Origin of the sequence: Lacticaseibacillus paracasei subsp. paracasei (genome assembly GCF_000829035.1) — a bacterium.
Taxonomy (GTDB): Bacteria; Bacillota; Bacilli; order Lactobacillales; family Lactobacillaceae; genus Lacticaseibacillus; species Lacticaseibacillus paracasei.
This window is the reverse complement of record NZ_AP012541.1, coordinates 289195-313610: the sequence shown is the minus strand read 5'-3', so window position 1 is coordinate 313610 and position 24416 is coordinate 289195. Positions and strand designations below refer to the sequence as shown.

Here is a 24416-nt window from a genome sequence, read left to right as displayed (position 1 = left end):
ATTAAGCATGTTGTTCGTGACTACTTGATATACGCCGTCTTGAAGTCATACGGGGTGCCGTTTGGATTAAACGATACGCCCTTGACCGTTGGCCGCAGCAGTTGCAGGTTATTCGCCTGATACAGTGGCAACGTGCCTTGATCGTTCATCAAGATCTTTTCAGCATCTTGCAGCATTGTCCAACGTTTCTGCGGTTCATTGCCGTACTTAGTCTCAGTTTCGCTAAGTAATTGATCAAGTTTGGTATTTTTATAACCAGAAGTGTTGTAGCCAGAATTGCTGATCCAAACATCAAGGAAGTTGTAGGCATCGGCGAAGATTGATTGCCAACCAGTCACAACCATATCGTAATTACCAGACATCATGGCTTGTAGCCGTTGCGCCTTAGGAATGCTCTTAATCGTAACTTTGACATGCGGCAAACTTTCGAAAGCCCCTTGTAAGTATTCAGCAACTTGCTTAGAAACGTCAGCATCGTCTGCCAACAGCGTCAGGTTAAGCTCACTCTGACCAGATTCTTTCATACCTTCTGCAAATAGCTTCTTGGCCTTTGCCTTGTTATAAGCAACAGCACTCTTGACCTGCGTTGTCTGGGCAAAATCAGCACCTGTTTTTTGGTTGGTCTGTAACCCAATTGGCACGAAGCCCAACGCTGGTTTGGAACCGTCCTTTAAGACGTTCTTAGTGACCGCATTGCGATCAACGACCATTGAAAAGGCTTGCCGAATTTTGAGATTTTTAAAAGCCGGTACCTGTTTTTGATTCAAGTCAACTCGTGTCATATTGGATGACAGACGCTTAATCGCATCCTTATCATTAAGATGTGCTGCGGCCTGCTCACCAGTGAGAACAATTGAATCAAGTTTGTTGGTCTGATAAAGGTTCATACCTGTTTGAACATCCTTGATCACTGTCTCGTTGACTTTGCTCAACTTAACATTCTTTTTGTCCCAATATTCTGGATTCTTAACCAACGTCCAGCTATCACTGGCGCCGTTCCATTTTGTTAATTTAAATGGACCACTATAAACCTGCGCAGATGATGTTGTCCCGTATGATTTGCCATATTTTTCAACAGTTTTTTGGTTTTGCGGATAATATAATGGGAAAGCTAACATTTTCTTGAAGTAAGCCGTTGGATTCTCCAGTGTGATCGTCAGATGTTTGCTATCTGTCGCCTTAATCCCTAAATCACTCGCAGGTTTAGTGCCTTTAATAATAGCACTGGCATTCTTAACTGGCGCGAAGTAAAAGGCATCTGTTGCCTTCGTTTTAGGATCCACTGTGCGTTGCCAACTATAAACGAAATCCTGTGCCGTGATCGGATCGCCATTACTCCATTTTGCATTACGCAAGGTCACATTGTAAGTCATGCCGTCCTTACTAGTGGTCACCTTTTTGGCCAAAGCCAATTGAGTCTTTTGTCCTTTGTCTGTTAGCCGATAAATCCCTTCCTGCGTATTCGTCATCATTTGAAAAGACACGGTATCTGTCGACATAGATGGATCATTGGTCACAATGGAAGAAATTTCTGACCAATTTAGCGTCTGAGCCTTCTTCGATTGACTTGTACTACTACTGCTGTTTGACGAACAGCCAGCAGCTACCAACGCCAATGCAGCGAGTGGCAACATCAGTGTCCATTTTTTTAACTTAAACATATGTATTCCCTCCAAAAATCGCGGTAACAATCAACTATTGACAAAATACTAAGCCAGATCCAAACTTATTGCAATGCAATATTAATATTTTTCTCATCGAAAGGCAGGGATTTCATTGACAATACACATTGATTTGCCACAGTTACAATCTGACTTTATTCGGTACGCTAAGGTCAATACACGCTCCTATCCAGGGCGTGACACCACGCCCTCAACGCCAGGCCAGACTGAATTGGCTAAGCTTTTAGTCGCACAACTGAAGGACTTGGGACTCCAAGATGTCGGTCTTAATCCGGCCAACGGTTTTGTGACGGCCACACTGCCGGCCAACATTGACAAGCCGACAAAAAGTTTTGGGATCATCGCGCATTTGGATACCGCGGATTACAATGCGGAAAATGTGCAACCGCAAGTGCATCCTAATTACGATGGCAAACCGATTCATTTTGATAACGGCCTGAGCCTGACTGTTGAGCAGTTTCCAGCATTGAAACGGTATTTTGGCCAAACTTTAATTACCGGTGATGGCACCACATTGTTGGGGGTAGATGATAAAGCCGGGATTGCTGGCGCGGTAGCCACCGCCCGTTATCTGTTGGCTCATCCGGAAGTGAAGCATGGCTTGATCAAATTCGGCTTCGGCCCTGATGAAGAAATCGGGACTGGTGCGGATAAATTTGATGCTAAGGGATTTGCGACTGATTTTGCCTACACTTTGGACAATGGCGATCCTGGCCAAATTGAATATGAAACCTTTAACGCTGCACAGGCAACGGTGACCATCGAAGGTACCTCGGTTCATCCCGGCGAGGCGAAGGATTTGATGATTAACGCCAATACACTTGGTCGGCAATTGGATGCAGCATTGCCACTGTTCGATCGACCTGAATTCAGTGACGGCCATGAAGGTTACTTCCTGTTACTGAAATTCCATGGCGAAATCAGCGATGCTCAGTTGGTTTATATTATCCGGGATTTTGATCGCCAAAAGTTTGATGCGCGCAAAGCCTACTTTATGAAAACCATTGATGAGTTGAACGCCCCATTTGACCATCCGCGGTTTAAAGTTGAGATGCATGACCAGTATTACAACATGGCCGACATCATCAACAAAGATCCCTATCCGCTGCGCTTAGCTGAAGCTGGCATTCAAGCGGCTGGCATGACACCTAAGACAATTCCATTCCGTGGCGGCACTGATGGTTCAAAAATTACTTATCAAGGCATTCCAACGCCTAACCTGTTCAATGGCGGTATCAACTTTCACGGTCCTTATGAAGTAGTTTCGACTGAAGCGATGGGCAAAATTGCTGAGACCTTGGTCCATATGGCCGAACTGAATGCAGCTGGAACGGTTGACTAACATACAGTTGATACAATGACGATCAATCATTTACTCACTAAATCGTTTTTCAGAAATCATCTGAAAAACGATTTTTTGTTTGCATAAAAATATCGCCAATGGTTGCTGCAGAATATTTTGACAACACTCTTTGGAGATGGAAATTAACGAAACAACGCTATTAATATTATTCTATTTATTATGCGGGTAATGATTCTCATCGTATTATAGTCGCTTTCACCTCGTCAGTAATCTGTTTTGTTGTTAAACTACCTGACGGATAACGAGATAAACCAGCATGCTCAGGGTTTCTTAGCTTTCATCTGGACAAACTTGCAATGGTGACATTTTTGCCAACAACAGGTGCAAAAGTGGGACTTTTTGTTGGTTATATTGTCCGGCATAATGACGATGTTGATGGAAGCGCTTACTGATTGGAGGGCGAGTCATTGCGTGAACAAACCATTATCAACGCTTTACAAACCAACGGGCCGATGTCCGCAGCTGCTTTAGCAGCGACGTTGGGGGTCTCGCGGCGAACACTGCAAAGTGATTTTCGGCAATTAAATGAAGACAACACCGGTTTTATCATTACGGTTACCCGCAATGTGGGTTATCAGTTGACCATCACCGATAGTGCGCAGTTTGCTGCTTATCAAGCTAGTTTGCAAGATCAAGCACAACCGGCCATGCCGGCGAAACGATTGCCTGCCTTAATGCACGCCTTGCTGACCACGACCGAGTATCTAACAGTGGCGCAGTTAGCCGAGCACGAGCTGATCAGTTCAAAACAGTTGCAACGCGATTTACGCGAGTTGGAAAAGTTGCTGATTGGCACACCACTGCAATTGGAACGTAAGGCACATTACGGTATCCGACTTCAAGGCGAATGGCAAAGTCGCATTCATGCCTTACAACAACGGGGCTTGCCGCCGCATCATCAGACTTTGTGTCAGCGTTTAATGCCATTGGGGTTGGATCCAGCAATCACGGCGCAGTTTGCTGGCGAGGTTGGTTGGTCACTGGCGGTCAAAGGCCAGGCAACCGTGCCTGCGCCAACGACAGCGGCTTTTGCTGGCTTATTAGCCGATAGTCGGCTTAGTGAAGAAGCATGGCAATTTTTGACCGTCAGTTTCGCTGCGAAACACAAACAACTCACCACGCGGCTGGACCACGACCTGTTGAAAACAAAACTGCAAGCTTATTTCACCGCTTTAGATATGCGGCACAAAACTGATTTCGCCACCCATCCCGAATTTTTGTCGCTCATGTATTTTCATGTGTTGGCACTGATCGGACGATTGCAGAAACATCAAAGTTTGGCAGGGTTAAGTCTGGAACCATTGGCCCGTGACTACCCGATTGCGTTCAACTGGGCGGTCCAATTTGCCCAGTGGCTGACTCGCGAATATCAAATAGCGGTACCAAAAACCGAGATTGGTTATTTGACTACTCATCTGTTAGTCCCGCTCGAACAGGCACACGAGGCTTGGAGTCGGCGGCTGTATAAGATCGCAGTTCTTTGTGGCACTGGCGGCGGGATTGCGACGTTATTGTGTTTACGATTGCGCCGCATTTTCCCTGAGGCTGTGATCCAGACATTCGGTCTTAATGAACTCACTGCAATTCATGAGCTTGAACCAGATTTACTGTTCACGGTGACTGAGTTAACCGAGACGTTTGACTGTCCAGTCGTTCGGATTGATGAATTGGCATCTGATCTGGATTTTGCCAACCTGCGTCACGAACTATCAATGGCGGCACGCAGCAATAATACTGACACGTTGGTCGATTTACTAACACCGGCGTTGTTTTTCCAGACAAGTCAGGCGGCAGATTATCACGCTTTATTGCTCGCACTGACCGCCACCATGACTTCTTATTGTGGTCAGTCAGATTATGCCGAATCAGTGATGCAGCGGGAAAACTTTTTAGCAACCATCTATGACAACGGCATTGCGATTCCGCATCCCCTGTCATTCAATGCTGAAAAGAACGCCGTTGCGGTGGTGGTCTTGCCAAATGGTGCTGGCGGCAGTTCTCGACCGGTTAAGTTAGTCTGGTTAATCGCATTAAAACGCGATCAGCTACCGTTGCATCGCACACTAACAACGCAATTAGCAGCCTTAATGCAACAGCCAGATGTCATCGAGCAACTCGTCCACCAAACTGATTTCACCCGATTCATTAACATTTTACGCACGGCACTGGAAGGAGCAGAGCAAACATGGATTTACAACTGATGGCTGCGCTAAGTAACGCAGATGCAATCGCGTCCAACGAAGGCGAGGTTCGCACCATTTTGCGCGATTATCTAAAGCCTGTCGATCTAAAAGTTCAGACTGATGGCCTTGGCTCATTGATTTTCACGAAACGAACGGTTAAACCAGCGTTTTCGGTCATGATTTACGGTCATATGGATGAAGTCGGCTATATGGTGCGCACGATAACGCCTGAAGGTCTGTTGCGGTTGATGGTGGTTGGCGGCGTTAAGCCACTGGCAAGTCATTGGCAAAGCGTCCGCGTGACCACGGTTTCTGGCCAAAAACTGCCGGGTATGGTCATTCGTGATGAGAGTTTGGCCGCATTTGATCAGATTCTATGTGACGTTGGTGCCAATAGCGCAGCAGAAGTCGCAGCCCTTGGGATCACCATTGGCGACATGGTCACTTTTTCGACTGACTTCACCGAGTATGCTGCAGATGGCGTTTTTGGCGGTAAGGCGCTTGATGACCGGCTGGGCTGTTATGTCGGCGCACGCCTGCTGCAGGAATTAGCTGAAGATGAGTTACCGTTTACTTTACGTTTTGCCGCGACCAGCAGTGAGGAGGTCGGGATTCGAGGGGCGAAAACCGCAACTCAACTGATCCAGCCTGATCTCGCATTTATCGTCGATGTCGCCACCTTCCAAAATCCGCGCGAACGTAGCGAAGTGAACCAACGCCAAGTCGGCAGCGGCCCGATCCTGACGCACTTTGACCGCACCTTGGCACCTAATCGCACGTTGCAACAATTTGTGAAAGAAACTGCCGCAACCGCCTCCCTGCCGCTGCAGCTGGATATGTTTAACGGTGGCGGTACTGACGGTGGTGAAGCCCATAAAGTCGGTGTTGGCATTCCGACTGTCGTCACAATTCTGCCATGCCGCTATGGTCACTGTGCCCAATCGTTAGCGCAGGCACAGGATGTGGATCAAATGGTCGCTTTATATGCCGCAATGTGTCGACGACTGACCGTGGCAACGGCGGAGAAAGCTCGTTCATTTTGATCGTCTGGTACCGATAAAACGCGCTCGCAGTCGCAGGAATCTACGTGTAAGGACCTTGAAGCAAAAGAACCAAAAACCGGTTCTTTCACTTCAAAGCCGCTTACACTCCGATTCCTAAACGCTCCTGCTCGCGCTCTAAAGGAGATTAACCCCAATGGCAACGACCCAAGAATTAGAAATTATGCAGTTGATTGCTAATGCCGGTGAGAGTAAAACCAAGGCATTTGCGGCCTTGCAGGCGGTGCAAACACAGGATTTTGCCAAAGCCCGCAGCTTATTGGCTGAGGCTAAGGCGATTGATGTTGCCGCTCATAACGCCCAGACGGCAATGATTTGCCGCGAGTTTGATCCTAATCAGACGTCGGAACCGGTGAGTCTTCTGATGGTACATGCGCAGGATCACTACATGACCAGCCAACTCGCACGCGATTTGATTGAAACTTTGATTACCATTTTTGAAGCCCAAACAACGAAAACCAATGTGTGACAGGGTATCGGTCAATGGCCGTACCTAAACCTAAGGAGGAAAATAATGATGCGAATTCTTTTGTGCTGTGCCGGTGGCTTTTCCACCAATATGTTGATGCAAAATATGGCCAAGGTGGTCAAAGATAGCCATAAATTAAACGAAGATGATTTTAAATTCGACGCGATTCCCGTGGACGGTCTTGAAGAAGAAATCGATAACTATGACATCGTGTTGGTAGGACCACAAATTGGTCATAAAACTGGCCACATTGGGGAAATCTGTGATCCACGGCACATTCCATTTGCTGTCATTGATAAGGATGTGTATGGCCAAATGGATGGCGCCACGGTTATGAAACTAGCACTGCTGACCCATGCGAAGTATCAAAAAAAGCACGCTGGCTAACGTTTCATCGGTACGACTTTGAGAGGGGATTATACGATGTTCAGTCAATTCGAGTCTTTCATGAACCGCTTCTTCATGCCGATCGCACACAAGGTCGACAATCAGCGTCATCTAAGCGCGATCAAGGCGGGGATGGTCGCCATGACACCGTTCACCATCCTCGGCAGTATTTTCACGATTATTCCGGCGTTGCCTAACATGCTCGGTCCTAAAAATGCTGTCTCGCTTTTCATCACTAGCAATGCTGACTTGTTCGATCTGCCGGTGAAGTTATCCATCGGCATGATTGGTCTGTATGCCTGTTTATCCATCGCGTACAACTTAGGCAATCACTACAAACTCTATATTCCAGGCTGTGTCACCTTGTCCGGTTTTGCCTTCCTGATGATGGTCGCAACGTTCACTAAAACCGGTCAGTTAGACGTCACCAATCTAGGTGCTCGAGGACTTTTCACCGTCATGATCGTGGCCTTGCTGACAGTCGAGCTCTATCACTGGTGCAAAACCCATCACCTAACATTGAAAATGCCTGACGGGGTGCCAGATTTTGTCTCCCGTTCATTCGAACTGATTCCAGTCACCTTGATCACTGGTGGCGCGTTTATCGCTGGCCGATTCGCCTTCCTGAACTTTGCTGGCGAACTGCCGCCAAGTATTCTCACCCGCTTTCTGGCACCGCTGGTCGGCAGCATGGACAATCCATGGGCGGTCTTACTGCTCAACTTTGCGATTTGCACCGTGTTTTTCTTTGGCATCCACTCATCGGTCTTCTCCCCGATCACCAGCCCGATTATGGTCACGTTTATCGCTGAAAACATCGCTGCGATGAACGCCGGCGAAGCCATTCCGCATTTTTACACAGCTGGTGCTGTTTCTAGTTTCTTCGGTTTCACCGGTTGCGGCATTTCCATCGGCTGCGTCGTTGCCTGCATGCTCTCGAAGAGCAAACGCTATCGGAAAATCGGCAAAATTTCGTTGTTCCCGGCATTATTTGGCATCAACGAACCTATCCTGTTTGGCGCACCGATCATTCTCAATCCGATCATGTTCATCCCCCATGTATTCGGTGGTGCCATCATTGGCACGCTGCCGATGTTCTTCATGCACTGGGGCTGGATCGCCAAGCCGATTTTCAATCCACCATATGTCGGCGTTTTCCTTGAAGGGTTCCTAACCAACGGCGACTACCGCACCATCTTCGCCAACGCCCTCCAACTCGTGCTGGCTGTCGCCCTTTACTGGCCATTCTTCAAGGTCATGGAACGCGCAGAACTAAAACTCGAAGCCAAAAAAGCCGCGAAAAAGTCCATTTTCTCAAAAGAAGACGAAGACACCCTCGCTGGACTGGATTTAGACTTCTAGAGCGTGAACTGGCGCGCTTAAGAGCGTGAACCAGACCGGTTAGAAACCGAAGTGTAAGCGGCCCTGAACGTGATGGCCGGGCTTGGGCCATTGCGTTCAGGGTCCTTACACACAGGTTTCTGGTCTGGTGAACGCGTTTGAGATCGTGATCTAGCGCGCTTAGAAGTTAACGCACCCATAGGAGGCCAAAATGACACATTTGAAAAAAATCCAACAAGCACTCACGATGCAGGCAATTGACGCCTTACTGCTGCACGATCGTCAAAGCAAACGCTACGTTGGTGCCTTGCCTGGCAGTGGCGTGTATGTGGTGGTTACCCCCACCCAAGCGCTACAATTTCACGATGGCCGATATCGCAATGAAGCGGCTGACACCAGTGGGTTTACCAATATTGAAGTACCGCAAGGCGAATACTTACCGGAACTCGTTAGCTTTTTAAGCGCTCAATTATGTCGGCGGGTCGCACTTGTCAGTACCGGGTTCTCCATTCCTGAGTTTCAGACTCTGACCGCACAGAATTGGACGTTGAGTTTAGCTGATAGCCTGCTGGCTGAAAGTCGAGCGGTCAAGGATGCCGTGGAAATTCAAGCGATCACGGCTGCCTGTAAGGTCACAGATCAGGTCTTTGCCCATTTGCTACCGCATATTCGGGCCGGGGTCAGCGAACATGAACTGAATGCATGGCTGCACTTTTATGCATTACAGGCGGGCGCATCTGCCATGGCTTTCGATCCAATTGTCGCTAGCGGCCCATGTGGCGCTTTGCCACATGGTCGGGCGACTGCACGCCGCCTTAAAAACGGTGAATTCATCACAATTGATTTTGGTGTTGTCCTTAACGATTATCAGTCGGACATGACACGCACCCTCACAATCGGCGAACCGCAGCCCGATCTCGCAACCGTGCATGATGCCGTCCTCACTGCTCAACTCACTGCTATTGATGCCTTAAAACCCGGTGTGCAAGCGCGAGAGATTGACGCGATTGCGCGTGGCGTGTTAACCGCTGCCGGTTATGGCGATTGTTTCACCCACGGATTGGGCCATGGTCTCGGACTAGGCGGTGATCAACCGATTCTGAACCCTCAGAGTCAAACGGTTTTGCAACCGGGGATGGTGGTCACCATTGAACCCGGCGCCTACTTGCCCGGCATCGGCGGTGTCCGTATCGAAGACGATGTTCTAATCACGGATACTGGTGCACAGGTGCTGAATCAGACAAGTAAAGACTTGATGTTACTGGAGGACCAAGAATATGAGTCAGTTTGACACCCTTTTTGACCGTAAAGCCGGTAACGCGCGCAAATGGGCCGATAGTGTGTTGGCAAAGAAGTTCGGCCTAACGCCTAACGCGATTCCAATGGATCTGGCTGACCTGGACTTTCCTGTTGCACCACCGATTCACGATGCCGTTATGGCCCGCGCCGCAGTTTCTGACTATAGTTACACCTATATCCCAGATGCGTTTAACGAAACCGTTATTGCTTGGAACGCGCGCCGTTTTGGGCTTGAACTTGAAGCAGATTGGTTGAAATTGAGTTACGGTACAGTGCCAACCTTGCATTATATTGTTCAAACCTTTACGGCAGTTGGCGAAAGTGTACTGATTAACACACCGGCCTATGATCCGTTCGCCGAAGCCGTTGAGCACAACCAGCGACAGCTCATCACCAGCCCGTTAAAACTAGAAAATGACCGCTATGTGTTTGACTTTGAAGATATGGCCGACAAAATGGCACGGCCAGATGTGAAAGTATTCATCCTCTGCAGTCCGCAAAATCCATCTGGTCGTGTTTGGACGGCTGAGGAACTCGAACAGGTCGGTGATCTTTGCCTTCAGCACCACATCTTGCTGGTAAGCGATGAAATTCACCGCGATATTGTTTATCCCGGCGTCCACTTCACTAGCATCTGGCAGACTTGCCCAGCGATTCGCGATCACAGTATTTTGTGCTTGTCGCCTAATAAGGCCTTCAACTTAGGCGGGTTAAAAACGTCCTATGTCGTCATTCCTGACGCTGGGATTCGCGATCGGTTAGCGCAACAATTCGCCGCCAATTCAATCACTTCACCGAACAGTTTCGCCATACCTGCCCTGATCGCAGCCTATACCAAGTGTGACGCTTGGTTAGATGAAATGGTCGCCTATGTGGCTGACAATTTTGCTTATTTACGTGACCGGCTTGCTGAGATCCCGGAGATGCAGGTGATGCCAGCTGAATCTGGTTTTCTGGCTTGGATCGATGTCCGACGACTGTTTGCTGATGAAGCCGAGTTGAAGCGTTTCTTCACCGCTTGCGACCTTTCCTGTGTCGTCGGCAGCTATTTTGTGGCCGATGGTGAAGGTTTCGTCCGGCTGAATATTGGCATGCCACGGCCATTACTCAAAGAGGCCTTAGATCGAATACTCGCGATTTACGCCACTTGGCATCAGCAAGAAGCACCTGTCCCAAAATAGTCCCGCAAGGCCAAATCACCAACAGCCACACTCTTCTAAGAAAAATGCCCGTTTTCAGGCGACGATCACACGTCACAACCTGAAAATGGGCATTTTCTTGTCCCGTTATACAGCACCCTTATTCAGCCGCCTGCTCAATCTCTTGATCCGCCGTTTGCGTGCCAAAATGACGTTTATACCATTGCAACATGTTTCGCTCATTGGTATTCTTTGCCATCCAAATTGGTTTGCCAATTCGCTTAGCCTCGTCTTTAGCAGCATACATCTGTCCATGATCAACAAAATCGGTGGTCACAATGACCATGTCGGCCTTTTGAACCTTTTTCTTCAACATGGCGTTCGAATCTGAACGCGGCGAGAGAATGAGCTTGCCGCCACGGTCTTCAACATGCCGTTTCACCTTGCGCGGCATGGCGGAGTTTTCAATGCAAACGAGTAACAGTGACTTATCGGCGAAAACCTGGCGTAGTTGCCGCACAGGTGCCACGCTGACCTTCTTCTTGGCTGGCGCTGGCTGACTAGGCTTTGTTTCTGCCGACGCTTCTAGTGCAGATTTGGCAAATTGGCGTTTCATTCGGGTGGCGACTACAGCAGATGCCGTGTACTTCCAAACGATTTTGCCATCAATTTCTTGCCCCCGCCGGTAAGCATAGTCAATATAATCGCCTGGCTTCAGCTTGAATGAGAGCACATCATAGTCACCGAGCAACAATTGCTGGGTAGTTTCGTGCTCAGGCGATTGAACCTCAATATACCAGCGTTTGACATCTTGTCTATAGACAGCCGGTAAAAATTGCAGCCGAACAATTTCGGTCGGCAAGGGATCGCGTTTCAGCGTGGTAATTTTGTAGCGCAGCAGCTCGTCGTCCTTAATCTCCTCGGCCCTAACCCAATCTCCATTTGTCGGCGCATTTGCCATTTTATGTAGCTTACTCTCTGATACCTTAATCGGACCGACATGCCCACCATTTAAATCAAGGTGAAACCGGCCAATGTAAGCGTGACGCTGATCCAACCAATGTTCAGAAAAGAATGACACTTCTTTTTCAGAGGTTGCCTCGGTGGAGGCGGCTGGCACCTGCTCACTTGTAACTGGCTCAACATCGTCTTTGACCTCAGCAACCGCTATTGGTCTTTCTTCAGCCTGTGTCCTATCTTGACCAGTTGTGAGCGCTGTCGTCTCATCTTCCTGTGTTACTGAGGATGTAGCAACAAATTTAATTGTTGCTAAGTCATTGAGAATTTTAAGTAAGCTTTGAATATCATTAGTTATTTTTTGAATATTATCAGTCGTTAGTTGTGTTGTTTTAGCAGTAATTTGATTTTTTATAAGTTCAATTATTGCAGACTTGTCGCCCATATAGGTCCCACCTTCAACTTAGGATTGATTTTCTTTATTGTACTGTTATTGATATCAATTCAAAAGAATTTAAGCTTGGAATCAATCAAGCTTTGTAATCACAGACAAGATTTCAAAATTTTTGTGTTCCTAGATTGCATAATTAAAGTTACCACCCAGAAAATGTGAAAAAAGACCTGTCCGTTCTTGCTAAAATGGTGTTTGCATAACATACCATCTAGAGAGAAGGACAGGTCCCATGGCCATTATAACCTTAATTGAACGATCTCAGATAGAACTGATGCAACACCACACGATTCAATACATCGCCGCGACCTTAGGCCGCTCTCGTATTTCTATTAGGCATGAGCTTCACCGTTGCCCTGAAGGTGATTACTGCGCCATTATAGCTCAGGATCATGCCGATACTTGTCGGCATCGTTGTGGTCGGCACTCGATTTTAACGCCTAAGTTGAAGCGGATGGTAACTGAGAAGCTAAACCTAGGTTGGTCCCCTGAAATGGTCGGTTATGCCGTTCACTGTGCGCCACACACGATTTACCACTGGATTTATCAAAGACAAGTCGATTTTCAGCCAAGCCAACTCTTTGATCACGGTAAACGTCATAAAAGAAGACAAGACCTTCGGTCGCGCTATAACCAAGCAGTAGGCACCTCAATTGAGATTCGCAGTGAGTCAGCTAATCGGCGAACCGAAAAAGGACATTTAGAGATGGATACAGTTCGCGGTGGTCGCGGGTCAAAGGCTGCTGTTTTGACCATTGTCGATCGGGTGACACGTTTAATGGCGACAACTAAGCTTGAAAACTTATCACAAAATGCTGTTCTCAAGGGATTTGCAAGACTGATGGTGGACTTTCCGGGTCCGGTTCGATCAGTGACGGTTGATCACGGTAAAGAGTTTTCCTGCGATCAGGCGCTTACAAAGCGCTATCGGATACCGGTTTACTTTTGCCACGCCTATCACCCGAATGAACGGGGCACAAATGAACGGTTCAATCGAGAACTTCGCTACTATTTCCCGAAGGGAACACAGTTTGATCAGGTTTCAGAGACCGATATTCAACAAGCCACAGCGCTTATCAATAACAAACCTAGAAAATGTCTCCGTTGGCAAACCCCAGTTCAAGCAGTGAGCAAGCCTCTTTCTAGGTGGTAACTTTATTATTGCAATCTAGGGTTAAGTAAGCAATTATTGAAAAATCTAACTATTTTCTTGACGTCAGGGCCATTCTGTTAACTAAGGCAATTCATTTTTAGCGTGACGAATTGTCAACTCAAGTGCAACTTTTTACCCATGAAGACTTCTGATGGCGTCTTCCAGCCTAAGACCTTGCGTGGTCGATTATTCAGTTGTTCAATGTAAGTCTCAATTTCCTGGTCGCTCTGAAGGTCTAGGTCTGTGTTCTTGGGAAAGTATTCTCTAATCAGTCCGTTGGTGTTTTCGTTAGTTCCTCGTTGTTGAGGCGCGTGTGGGTCAGGAAAGAAGACCTTTGTATTCAGACGTTCTGCCAGCTCCCTGTACCGGGCAAACTCCCTTCCACGGTCAGGAGTCACTGTTCTTACTCGGTTAGCTGGTAAGGCACCAAGCAGCTCAATCATGACGTCTCTAACAGTGTCAGCTTTTGCGTTGGCCGTTCGCTTCGAAAGCAGATAGCGTGATTTACGGTCAACTAATGTTACTAATGCAGAGTGTCCTGTTTTACCGCGTACTGTATCGCCTTCCCAGTGACCAAACCAGCTGCGATTTTCTGCCGACCGGGGTCGGTCGTGAATTGATGGCACGTCATTGAAGCGCCCCCGGCGTTCATTTATGGTGCCTTTGATTTTGCGCGTCTTGCCTCGGTGTCGAAGCAGCCTTGGTAGCCCGCGAGCACCATGGCTCTTCAATGGAACACCGAGATTATCTAGGTAGATACCTCTGTAGATAGTCGAATAGCTGATGCGAATAGGACTGCCTTCTAGTGACAAGCGACCGGCAATCTGCTCAGGCGACCAATGTAGCACCGTGATATATCGAATGACAGCGTCACGAGTCCCCGGTCGATCGAGGATCCGAGGACGCCTGCTAGCCAAGCGAACCCGCCGGTAGCGGTCCTGAGCGGTGGCTGCCGAATAGTTCCGCCAGCCGCCGTTACGTGCAATTTCACGGCTGACTGTACTCTTGGAACGACCTATCTCTTTGGCGATGGTATCAAGAGTTTTGCCTGTAGAGATACCAAGCAGTATCGATTCACGGTCTTTTAAGGTAAGATGGGTGTACGGACTCATAGTCGAGTTCTCCTTGTAGTTGGTCTTGTGGTGATTCCATTTTACAAGGACTCAGGCTATGAGTCTTTTCTATTTGACTAATTTGTTGCACTTGAATTGTAAATCCGTCGTACAGAAAAAGCCCGCGTCACAACTCGACACGAGCTTTCCATGAACCTTTTGGCTGATTAATGCTTCACAATGTCATTGATATAAGCAATGCCAGCCTTACCATCGCCGATCAGATCTGGCTTCATGTCCAACATCTGGGCATTCAGGAAACTGATGACCATCGGCAGGTTCATGCCAGAATACAGGTCGAACTTGCCGCCTTCAGCCAAGACACGGGCTGCGACGTTATTCGGCGTTCCGCCTTTAAGGTCGGCAAGGACGACAACATCGTCTTGCCCCTCTACAGCAGCTTTAAACTTGGCCTGAAAATCTTCCGGACCTTCATTTGGCAACAGTGCAACGGTGGCAATATCGTCTTGGGGACCCATGATCATTTCAGCGCTCTTCTTAAGCTCCTCACACAGTTGCCCGTGACTAATCAAAACTAATTTACTCATATCGAAAGACTCCTTTAAAACGTTTCTGATACCAAATTAACCCTTAGCAATGACACCGAGTGCCGACAGCAGCACCGAAACGATCAATACGATGAAAATCGCCCGGGTTGAGGTCATATGCTTACGACCAAGCAACCAGTAAACCGCGCCAACAATCAAGGCTGGAAGCAGTTTTGGAATGATCAAGTCAAAGTATTTCTGGAAATCCAATGGTACACTGCCGATCTTCGGCGCAAAACCAATCTTAACATTGATCATGGTTGCGACCAAGGCACCAACCATGAAGACACCCATCAAGGTAGCAGCGTCAGTCAAAGCAGCCAATCGATGCGCCATTGTTGTGACCAACGAAACCCCTTCGTTATAAGCAATTCGCAATTGCTTCCAACGAAATACCATGACGGCAATTTGAGCAGCGATCCAGATGAAGACCCCAACTGGGTTGCCTTGCGTTGCCATTTGTGCAGCAATCGCCCCGAAAATAGCTGGAATCAAGGCAGCAAAGATTGAATCACCGATAGCAGCGAAGGACCCCATCAAACCGGTTTTAATCCCGGCAACAGTTTCTTCGCCAGCAATCCCTTCTTTTTCTTCGACCGCCAAATCAATCCCAGTGATGATGGTATTGAAGAAGTTTGACGTGTTGAAGAACTGGGTGTGGGTTTTCATGACTTTCTTGAGCTCTGGTGTGCCATCACCGTAGATTTTGCGCAATTGCGGCAAAATGGTGTAAAGATAACCCGAACCTTGCATCCGTTCGTAGTTCCAACCCAACTGGAAGCCGAACAGGCTGCGCCGGTTAATCTGCCGGAAATCTTTATCGGTCAATTTGTACGTAGGTTTATTAGAGTTCATCATCGGTGATTTCCCCCTGTTCATTAGTCTTGTTTGCGGCTGTGCCTGATGCTGCATCTGTATTACCATTGCCAACTGCGATATCGTGCAGCTTTGTTGTTTGTTGATAGCTGATCGCAGCAAAGGCAAACGCAATCAATGCCATAGCAAGCATGGACAAACCGTTGAAGGAAGCAGTGAACCCTTTAGCTACCCCAGCAACTGCGGTACCCAAGGTCTGAACGCTGCCAAACAGTGTCGTGAACAGCACGGTGAAAACAAAGCCCATAATGAGGTATGGGAAGTGTTTCTTAAGTGGCAGGTAATGCAACAGAATGGCAAACCCAACAGCAGGCAAGACGGCACCAGCTGTTGCCAAGCCATCGCCTAACCATTTCCAGCTGGTATTCAAAACATGGGCAAGGTCGGTAACGAAGCCGCCGCCAAATGCCAAAGCCAAGCCAACTGGAATCATCCGTGACAGCGCCCACGGAAGCGCGCCAGCGAGAAAGTAACGTTCGATACCTTTGTAGTTATTTTGATCAACCATCTTGTCAATCCGATGAGCAAAGAAAGTGTTCGAGAATCGAGCAAGAATATCAGTGGATGTAAGCTGATTCCTGAGACAACTTTTAAGAGAGGGTATAATGAATAAATCGTCTCTCAAAAGGAAGGAATTTTTACATGCCAACTCGTTACGACAAAGAATTCAAACAAAACATTATCAACCTATATAAGCAAGGCGAATCAGCTGCTCAACTGGCCAGAGAATATGGCATTGGCTATTCAACAGTTCATATGTGGATCCAGGGCCAGGCCAAAACTCAATCCGGTAAATCGCCAGACGAAATCAAAGCGATGGAAAAGCGACTGGCTTCGCTGTCTGAGGAGAACGAAATCCTAAAAAAAGCCCTGGGCTTCCTTGCGCAGAAGTAACCAATATCTTTGATTACATTCACCAAGAAAGCCATCACCACCAGGTAACCAAGATGTGCCGAATCCTCGGTGTTTCCAGAGCTCAGTATTATCGTTATCGATCCCCCAAACCTTCAAAACGCCGGGCCGAAGATGCGGACTTGAAACAACGGATTCTGCGGATCTTTGCGGAATTTAAGCAGCGATACGGTGTTATGAAGATCCACCATGAATTGAATCTGGAACTTCAACCACTGCAGCTTCGGTGCAGTCCACGACGGATTTCCCGGCTCATGAAGGAACTGGATATCCACTCCGTTACCGTCAATAAGTGGAAAGCGGCTTCGGCTTCCAAAACCAAGGTTGAACAGCGTCCCAACTTGCTTAAGCAGGATTTCTCGACCACTGGTTTAAATCAAAAATGGACCGCTGATATGACCTATATTCAAACGAAGCGTAATGGCTGGTGTTACTTATCAACCATCATGGACCTGCACTCACGACGGATTATCGGCTATTCGTTCTCAAAAAAGATGGATACTGATTTAGTCTTAAAGACCCTTGAAAGCGCGGTTAAAAATCGAACCATTACTGGGGACCTGATTATCCATACGGATTTAGGATCACAGTATACCAGCGATAATTACAATCAACGTTTAACTGAACTACATATCCGCCACTCATACAGCCGTAAGGGTTGTCCGTATGATAATGCGCCAATGGAATCCTTTCACGCTTCCCTCAAAAAGGAATGTGTTTATCCAGTGCCGGTCTTTGAAGATTATGAAACTGCCGCTGCCGTCCTTTTTGAATATGTGCATGCTTTCTACAATAGGAAGAGAATTCATAGTTCACTGGGCTACCAGACCCCCTTACAAGTTGAAATTGCAACACTTACGAGCCAAATGGCCGCCTGATTTAATGCTTTCCAGGGTTCAAATAAGTTATTAATCGCGATTAATGATTTATTTGAGCTGTGGAAGGTAAACGCGGTCCTGAATGTCTCTTAAAATCTGTCTCAAATATTGACTTCAATCCAACAATGACCTCATTGTGCCCGGTGTGAAGCAACCCGGCTGGCACATATAGTGACAAAGTTGGCCCCTTCTCCCAGAATCTGCCGATGTTAACACCATTGACCAGCATCACTCCTTTACCAAATCCACGACAATCAAGATACGTATCTTGTGGTTTCACCACATCAAACCCATATTGATAAAAAGCGGGTGTCCCTGCTTGCCAATCGCCGGTGAAATCAAGTTGCGGCGCCTTGTTCAAGTCAAGTGGGTATTGCAGGTAGTCCTTAATGAAATGGAGGTCTACCATGACACCGGTGCGAATCCCCTTAAACTGGGTAATCGCTTCGATTTTTGAGCCATAGTTGACGCGGCTCATGTTTTCGACCAACAGATCTAGTTGATGGCGGCCTTCAACTTCTGGGAGCAGGATGTCATCGCCGATGGCCTCTTGATACTGTGTTGCTAGCGACTTGCCATCAAAGAAGGCTTGAACCCGATCACGGGCATCAATCACGCGCAACTTAGCCGGCGTGCCTTTGTCGGTACCACTGATCAGCGGGTTTGTCCGATACAACGTATAACCGGTGTATTGGCCAAGAAACTCCTGTGTCTGCGGATAAGGTGCGGCTACTGGCTGAGCTAGCTGATCAAGTACTGAGAATAATGACACTTTCGCCGTCAACGGATTGTCCGCTTGCCTCATCGCTGGCTTGACCAGCGGTGCTGTCTGGGGCTGCGATGGCAAGACTTCGTGGATCATTTTCTGAATGGCAAAGTACTTTGGCGTTGGATTGCCTTGCTCATTCAATGGTGCATCGTAATCGTAGGAAGTCACTTGCGGCAGATCATGATCTTTGCGAGCTGAGGTACCGTTCATAAAGCCAAAATTAGTTCCCCCGTGGAACATGTAGAGATTGACACTGCCGCGTTGGATCACCGCTCGCAAGTCCTCGGCAGTTTCTTCTGGGTCGCGGCGAATGATCGGTTCGCCCCAGCGGTTGAACCAGCCGTCCCAGAATTCCATACACATCAACGGCCAATCATGTCCATGAGCTTGATTGAAGGCCGCCAACCGATCGAAATTCATGTCGGCACGTGAGCCAAAATTGCCGGTAGTCAAAATACCAGCGTCGGCCATGCTGCCAGCGTTCAAGGTTGCTGGCCAGGGACCATCCGAGGTAAAAAGAGGGACATCAACGCCATGCTTTTTCATAAGTTCGGCCACGGCGGCAAGATAGTCCTTGTCTTCGCCATATGAACCGTACTCATTTTCCACTTGCATCATGATGACATTGCCACCATGCGTGACTTGATGACCCACAAGATGAGGCATTAAAGCTGTGTAGTAACGGTCAATCGCTTGCAGATAGGCAGGATCGTCGGTTCGCAAGCGCATCTTTTTCGTTAACAGCCATGCTGGAAACCCGCCGAACTCCCATTCTGCGCAGATGTAAGGGGATGGTCGAACGATGGCATATAAGCCAAGATCCTTTGCGGTGTTTAGAAAGCGTTCAATGTCGAGAATCCCGCTGAAATCAAAGTCACCTTCGTTGTACTCGTGCAGATTCCAAGGGACATAGGTTTCTACCGTGTTAAATCCCAGTGCCTTCAAGTTATAAAGGCTGTGATACCAATCACTGGGATGGACTCGGAAGTAATGAATCGCGCCAGACAGAATCTTGAACGGCTGACCGTCCAACATAAACTCATGATCGATCGAAAAGGTCGTCATGCAGCGCTGGCCTCCTTTCATTCATAACAGCTTATGCTGCCATATTTAAGTGTCACACACTGACACCTTATTTCACAAGGTTTTGTGTCAGGAAAGCTTTCATGCTTCAGCTTGATAGCCTAATTTGCCATCAAGATAGGTGGCTTCGAGCTTGAGATCAGCGTCCAAAACTAGATAATCAGCGGCTCGGCCAGGTAAAATACTGCCGCATTGATCGTCGATATTGCAAGAAGCAGCCGGTGTTTGAGAAGCCATTCGAATAATTGCTTCTGGTGTTGCGGCGTTCCAAGCAAGGAGATTGGTCAACGCATCTTTCAATTCAAGAACTGAACCCGCCAGACTGTCGCCATCTTTCATCCGCGCCATCCCGTCTTTGACATAAACTGGGAATTCGCCAAGGACGTAATCGCCATCAGGCATCATCCCCGCACGCATGCAATCGGTAATCAATGCGATATGTTCAGCGCCTTTCAGTCGAATCAAGGTGGTGGCCACTTCAGGACGGACATGATGACCATCACAGATAAGCTCATCATCAACCCCTTGCAGATACATCGCTGCTCCGACCATACCAGGTTCGCGATGGCTCAAAGGACTCATACCATTGAAAGTGTGTGTGAAGACGGTTGCACCGGCTTCGATACAAGCTTTAGCCTGCTCAAAGGTGGCATCACTATGGCCCAAAGCCACCACCGTGCCGTCTGCGGTGGCATACCGAGTGAAGTCAGCAGCACCCTCACGTTCTGGGGCAATCGCAATTTTCTTCAACAAGCCATCAGCGGACGTCTGCCAAGCATCGTATTCTTGCTCACTTGGATTTTTGAAGTACTTCGGATTCTGTGCCCCTTTATGCTTGGTTGTAAAGTATGGGCCTTCAAAATAAATGCCTTGAATCTTCGCACCGCTTTCATCGCCAGCATGTGCGGCAATCGTTTTGCAAACCTCATTGAGTTGATCAAATGAACCGGTCAATGTGGTTGGCAGCCAACTGGTGACACCAGCTTTGAGCAAGTTCTTGCTCATTGTCTCAATGCCATCCCAATCGTTGTCCATTACGTCATGCCCTAACAACCCGTGAATATGGGTATCAACTAAACCTGGAGCAATCAATTTGCCGGATTGTTCAACAATATCGCCATCTGGCTTAGCTGTTTCCGGCAGATACTCGCCAAACTTGCCATCATCGGTGACTTCTAGATAACCACCAATTTCAGTCACATTCTTGAGAAAAAACTTTGCAGCGTGAATGTAGTAACTCATGAACTCTTTTGCCTCCTCTAAACTTGCTCGTTGATGCTGCTTGGTGCCAGTTCACGCTCTATTCTTTACCAGCGTAATCGTGCAAGGTCACGCCTTTAACAACTCGGTTAACGGTGCCGGTTGGTGATGGTGTGTCAGGCAAGTTACCAACTTTGATCGAAGCAAGCAATGCTACAGTCTGGGCGAACATGACATCTGGGAGAGCCTGATAAGCTTCTGGAAGATCTTTAAGGCCATTTTCAAAATAGAAGGCATCGCCTGAGAAGTTCTGATCTTGCTTGGTGCCCACTGCCATCACGGATTTAGCAATACCGTCACCCTTAACTTCCTCAAGGACATCGATATCATATTGACGGGTGTAGGCATTGTTGCTAACGAGGTCGAACAACAAAGTCTTGTCATCTAGGAAACTCTTTGGACCATGACGGAAGCCCATGGAAGTGTCAAACATGGTGGCATACTTGCCAGCTGTTAGTTCAAGCACCTTCAGGCGAGTTTCGCGGGTCAAGCCGCCAAGACTGCCGGAGCCAAGATAGACGATACGATCAAAATCAAGGTCAAGCACTTTTTGAACTTCCGCTTCACGCGCCACAACTTCTTGTCCCATTGCCGCAATGGCTTTCACCCACTTGCTCTTATCCGTGTCACTGGCGGTATCAAATACCAGCAAGGCACTCAAGGTCATGCAAGAGAAACTGCCTGTCATGGCAAAGCCTTTATCATTTGAACCAGCTGGCTGTAACAGCAACAAAGTCTTGTCTTCCGTTTCAGACTTCTTGGCCAATTGGCCTTCCGGTGCGCAGGTAATGCTGATTTGATGGAGATTGTGAACAACTTGTTCAGCCAGTTCAACAGTTTTCAAACTTTCCGGTGAGTTGCCGCTACGAGCAAAGGAAACCAGAATGGTCGGCGTGTCTGCTTCCAGAAAATCGTAAGGTGCAGACACAATATCAGTTGACCCAATTGATTCAAATTCGAACTTGCTGCGATCACCATGCGCGCGTAGGTATGGCGTCACCGTGTCACCAACATATTGTGAACTACCGGCACCAGTGAAAATAACGCGAACGGTTTTGCCATTAGCTGCGGCCGTCACCTGATCCAAAAAGACCGTGATCTTTTCCTTGGCGTTGGTATAGTTATCAAATGCTTCTTGCCATAGTTCTGGCTGCTGTTTGATTTCAGCAGTTGTAATTTGTGCACCTAACTTGGTTAGTTCTTCAGTTGTTTTTTCGAACAATGTTCTTCATCCTCCTATTGGAAACCTGCTTGCCAGCCCCTAAGCCGGACTGGCTTATGCTTTATTATCTAGTGATTAACGTGATGTACGTGATAAACAAATTGATCCGCGCGAGCCACACTCAAGGTGTATTCAACAATCTCGCCGGTATCGGCAAAAGTTGTTCGCCGAATGTTCAAACAGGCTGACGCTGGTGCAACTCGAAGTTGTTCAGCATCTTCCGGCGTGACTAATCCAGCAAAAAACGCTTCATCGACCGAAACAATGTGAATACCATAATGACCTTCCAGCCAATCGTATAATGGCGTTTTTGATAGTGCTTCCTGATTAAGACCTGGCACAGTGTTAGCAGGTAAGTAACTGCGCTCAATCATCATCGGTAACGTGTCAGCGATTCGTAATCGATCAAGGACGTAAACGGGCGTGCCTGGTTCGATGCGCATGCGCTTGGCAATTTTGGCGGGTGCCGCAATTTTTTCTAAACGCTGGATTCTAGTCACTGGTTTACGGTTCATTGCCAACATCTGTTTAGTGAAACTGTAGGACCCACTGACATCGGTTCGCTCATCAAATCGTTCTGCAACAAATGTACCTTTACCAGTGCTTCGATAAATGAAACCGCGCAAGAACAATTCGTTCAAGGCAGCACGAACTGTGTTGCGACTGACCTGATACAACTCGCTGAGATCCCGCTCGGACGGCAGCTTATCGTTGGGCTGAAGTTTTTCCTTAATGAATGTTTCCAGCTGATCTACCAGCTGTTTCGTCAACGGAACCTTTTCCATCATCTCACCTCCACGTGGTACCAACCACTTGTAGTGTATGCGTTCCCAGTTCGTGAAGTCAATACATGCGACTTATTTTTATTTTTAACGACTTACAGGTTCTCAAAATGACAACATGTACCAATTTTCGTTAAAAAAAGAAATTGAAATCATGAATTAAGCGATAACAGACATTTCCATAATTAGACCAAATCAGGAAAATAATTATTTCGATAAGAAAGCGTTCTCATTACGTTCTAATTTTTTGTTTGACAGCCATTTAATCACACCAGTAACAAAAAAATCCCTCGATGGTCTAAAAACCTGTCGAGGGATAACTTTTGTCTTTATGAATATGTTGGGCACCTGATGATCCGCAACCTTATGCGTCTACCCCTGGAGTAGAAGTGACGATTGCCAATTTGCCAGTGAATGCCCAAGTCTTGATCTGGTTGGGAATCAAGAAACTATCGCCTGTTTTGATCGGGTAATCCTTCCCGTCTGCAGAAAAGGTCCCGTCACCGTCAAGTACTGTTACATTGGTATAAGGTGCTTGTTGGGTGAATGTCATGGTGCCATCAACATCAAGGCGATAAACGGCAAAATGCGGTGACAGCGGCGGTTTAACAAACGTGGTGATTTGCCCGCCTGTCACTTGTTCTTTGGTGATATCAAGCTTCGGGTCATGGAAAGGAACGGTCGTCACATCAAGGCTTTGCTTAATATGCAACTCACGCTTGTGACCTTGATCATCTTTCCGATCATAGTCGTAAAGCCGATAAGTCGTATCGGAACTTTGTTGGGTTTCCAATGCCACGATGCCTTTGTTTAAAGCATGAATCGTGCCGCTTGGAACATACACAAAGTCGCCAGTCTTGACTGGATATTTCCGCAACAAGTGCTCCCAATCGCCGGCTTCGATCATTTCTTTGAGCTGTTCATGCGTTTTGGCGTGATGCCCATAGATCAAATAAGCCCCTGGATCAGCCTTCAGGATGTACCAGCATTCAGTCTTACCGAGTTCGCCTTTTGCTTCGTGGGCCGCAGCATAAGCATCGTCAGGGTGAACCTGAACACTTAAACTAGCTTCAGCATCGAGAATCTTCACGAGCAATGGGAACTCCTGACTATGTTGTGGACCAAAATAAGCGGGATCTTCATGCCACGCCTCGCGAAGGGTTTTACCCTTCAATGGACCGTTTTCAATGGTCGCCGGACCATGCGGATGACCTGAGATGATCCAAGCCTCACCGATTTTACCGTCTGGAATGTCAAAGCCGTACTCAGTTTCGAGTTTGCGGCCGCCCCATATCTTAGGATTGAAGTATGGTTTTAAAAATAATGGTTCTGTCAAAATGCCCACTCCTTTTTTAAACAAGCGCTTCAGATCAGAAATCCGCATGTTAAACCTCTGAACCCCATGATGAACACCCCATCATCTCATTCATGTCCGCTAATACGCCGTTTTCTAACCAATTTGCCTTTGCGCTGCTTTTTCGTCGTTTTC

Annotated in this window: 21 protein-coding genes and 1 pseudogene; 11 read left to right on the top strand and 11 right to left on the bottom strand. The window is 47.6% G+C overall.

Translation table 11 applies throughout. The features are described 5' to 3' along the window. Positions 1 to 20: 20 nt before the first annotated feature. The gene (locus tag LBPC_RS01535; RefSeq protein WP_003563175.1) at positions 21 to 1661 is read right to left on the bottom strand and encodes a peptide ABC transporter substrate-binding protein; all 1641 of its coding nucleotides are present in this window, start codon (positions 1659 to 1661) and stop codon (positions 21 to 23) included. A 115-nt stretch (positions 1662 to 1776) separates the two neighbouring features. Between LBPC_RS01535 and pepT the strand changes: the two genes are divergently transcribed. The 8 genes from pepT (at position 1777) to LBPC_RS01495 (ending at position 10966) form a co-directional block, all read left to right on the top strand. Continuing rightward, on the top strand, positions 1777 to 3024 hold the full coding sequence (pepT, locus tag LBPC_RS01530) for a peptidase T (RefSeq protein WP_003661496.1): 1248 nt from the start codon (positions 1777 to 1779) through the stop codon (positions 3022 to 3024). 428 nt (positions 3025 to 3452) lie between these two features. Next, a complete protein-coding gene (locus tag LBPC_RS01525) occupies positions 3453 to 5246 on the top strand; it encodes a BglG family transcription antiterminator (protein ID WP_032781050.1) in 1794 nt (597 codons plus the stop codon). Continuing rightward, entirely contained in the window at positions 5231 to 6271 is a 1041-nt protein-coding gene (locus LBPC_RS01520) for a M20/M25/M40 family metallo-hydrolase (protein WP_003573383.1), read from the top strand. The genes LBPC_RS01525 and LBPC_RS01520 overlap by 16 nt, the downstream gene beginning before the upstream one ends. Before the next feature lie 154 nt (positions 6272 to 6425). After that, positions 6426 to 6758 (top strand): PTS lactose/cellobiose transporter subunit IIA, encoded by a 333-nt coding sequence (locus LBPC_RS01515; RefSeq protein ID WP_003661492.1) that lies wholly within the window; start codon positions 6426 to 6428, stop codon positions 6756 to 6758. 48 nt (positions 6759 to 6806) lie between these two features. Further along, the gene (locus LBPC_RS01510; protein ID WP_003661490.1) at positions 6807 to 7145 is read left to right on the top strand and encodes a PTS sugar transporter subunit IIB; all 339 of its coding nucleotides are present in this window, start codon (positions 6807 to 6809) and stop codon (positions 7143 to 7145) included. 36 nt (positions 7146 to 7181) lie between these two features. Continuing rightward, positions 7182 to 8507, top strand: coding sequence for a PTS sugar transporter subunit IIC (locus LBPC_RS01505; RefSeq protein WP_003661488.1), 1326 nt, complete (start codon positions 7182 to 7184; stop codon positions 8505 to 8507). A gap of 190 nt (positions 8508 to 8697) precedes the next feature. Beyond that, positions 8698 to 9777, top strand: coding sequence for a M24 family metallopeptidase (locus LBPC_RS01500; protein ID WP_003661485.1), 1080 nt, complete (start codon positions 8698 to 8700; stop codon positions 9775 to 9777). After that, positions 9764 to 10966 carry a MalY/PatB family protein gene (locus LBPC_RS01495; RefSeq protein ID WP_003661484.1) on the top strand — a complete coding sequence of 401 codons (1203 nt, stop codon included), beginning with the start codon at positions 9764 to 9766 and terminating at the stop codon, positions 10964 to 10966. Before LBPC_RS01500 ends, LBPC_RS01495 begins: the two co-directional genes overlap by 14 nt. 118 nt (positions 10967 to 11084) lie before the next feature. Here the strand turns inward: LBPC_RS01495 and LBPC_RS01490 are convergent, their stop codons facing one another. After that, positions 11085 to 12326, bottom strand: a complete 1242-nt coding sequence (locus LBPC_RS01490) for a DUF2325 domain-containing protein (protein ID WP_003661483.1) — start codon at positions 12324 to 12326, stop codon at positions 11085 to 11087. Positions 12327 to 12564: 238 nt separating this feature from the next. Here LBPC_RS01490 and LBPC_RS01485 point away from each other — a divergent pair, with 238 nt between their 5' ends. Then, entirely contained in the window at positions 12565 to 13485 is a 921-nt protein-coding gene (locus tag LBPC_RS01485) for an IS30 family transposase (protein WP_003574021.1), read from the top strand. A 113-nt stretch (positions 13486 to 13598) separates the two neighbouring features. Here LBPC_RS01485 and LBPC_RS01480 read toward each other — a convergent pair whose 3' ends face one another. The 4 genes and pseudogenes from LBPC_RS01480 to LBPC_RS01465 form a co-directional block, all read right to left on the bottom strand. Next, the gene (locus LBPC_RS01480) at positions 13599 to 14597 is read right to left on the bottom strand and encodes an IS30 family transposase (RefSeq protein WP_016377049.1); all 999 of its coding nucleotides are present in this window, start codon (positions 14595 to 14597) and stop codon (positions 13599 to 13601) included. A 167-nt stretch (positions 14598 to 14764) separates the two neighbouring features. Beyond that, on the bottom strand, positions 14765 to 15145 hold the full coding sequence (locus LBPC_RS01475) for a PTS sugar transporter subunit IIA (protein WP_003563142.1): 381 nt from the start codon (positions 15143 to 15145) through the stop codon (positions 14765 to 14767). Between the two features lie 36 nt (positions 15146 to 15181). Continuing rightward, positions 15182 to 16003 carry a PTS system mannose/fructose/sorbose family transporter subunit IID gene (locus LBPC_RS01470; protein ID WP_003563140.1) on the bottom strand — a complete coding sequence of 274 codons (822 nt, stop codon included), beginning with the start codon at positions 16001 to 16003 and terminating at the stop codon, positions 15182 to 15184. Then, positions 15990 to 16592 (bottom strand): annotated as a pseudogene (locus LBPC_RS01465) (PTS sugar transporter subunit IIC); the annotation flags it as partial. The gene LBPC_RS01470 and the pseudogene LBPC_RS01465, both read right to left, overlap by 14 nt. A 71-nt stretch (positions 16593 to 16663) precedes the next feature. Here LBPC_RS01465 and LBPC_RS01460 point away from each other — a divergent pair. Next, a complete protein-coding gene (locus LBPC_RS01460; RefSeq protein WP_041091356.1) occupies positions 16664 to 16915 on the top strand; it encodes an IS3 family transposase in 252 nt (83 codons plus the stop codon). A 5-nt stretch (positions 16916 to 16920) separates the two neighbouring features. Beyond that, positions 16921 to 17811, top strand: a complete 891-nt coding sequence (locus tag LBPC_RS01455; protein ID WP_338131915.1) for an IS3 family transposase — start codon at positions 16921 to 16923, stop codon at positions 17809 to 17811. Positions 17812 to 17851: 40 nt separating this feature from the next. Here the strand turns inward: LBPC_RS01455 and LBPC_RS01450 are convergent, their stop codons facing one another. The 5 genes from LBPC_RS01450 to manA form a co-directional block, all read right to left on the bottom strand. Next, the gene (locus tag LBPC_RS01450; RefSeq protein ID WP_041091353.1) at positions 17852 to 19645 is read right to left on the bottom strand and encodes a glycoside hydrolase family 35 protein; all 1794 of its coding nucleotides are present in this window, start codon (positions 19643 to 19645) and stop codon (positions 17852 to 17854) included. 99 nt (positions 19646 to 19744) lie between these two features. Next, a complete protein-coding gene (nagA, locus tag LBPC_RS01445; RefSeq protein WP_003573361.1) occupies positions 19745 to 20905 on the bottom strand; it encodes an N-acetylglucosamine-6-phosphate deacetylase in 1161 nt (386 codons plus the stop codon). 58 nt (positions 20906 to 20963) lie between these two features. Beyond that, entirely contained in the window at positions 20964 to 22145 is a 1182-nt protein-coding gene (locus tag LBPC_RS01440; protein ID WP_003661479.1) for an SIS domain-containing protein, read from the bottom strand. A 68-nt stretch (positions 22146 to 22213) separates the two neighbouring features. Then, a complete protein-coding gene (locus tag LBPC_RS01435; RefSeq protein WP_012490884.1) occupies positions 22214 to 22930 on the bottom strand; it encodes a GntR family transcriptional regulator in 717 nt (238 codons plus the stop codon). A gap of 361 nt (positions 22931 to 23291) precedes the next feature. After that, positions 23292 to 24311 (bottom strand): mannose-6-phosphate isomerase, class I, encoded by a 1020-nt coding sequence (manA, locus tag LBPC_RS01430; protein WP_003592893.1) that lies wholly within the window; start codon positions 24309 to 24311, stop codon positions 23292 to 23294. Positions 24312 to 24416: the final 105 nt, after the last annotated feature.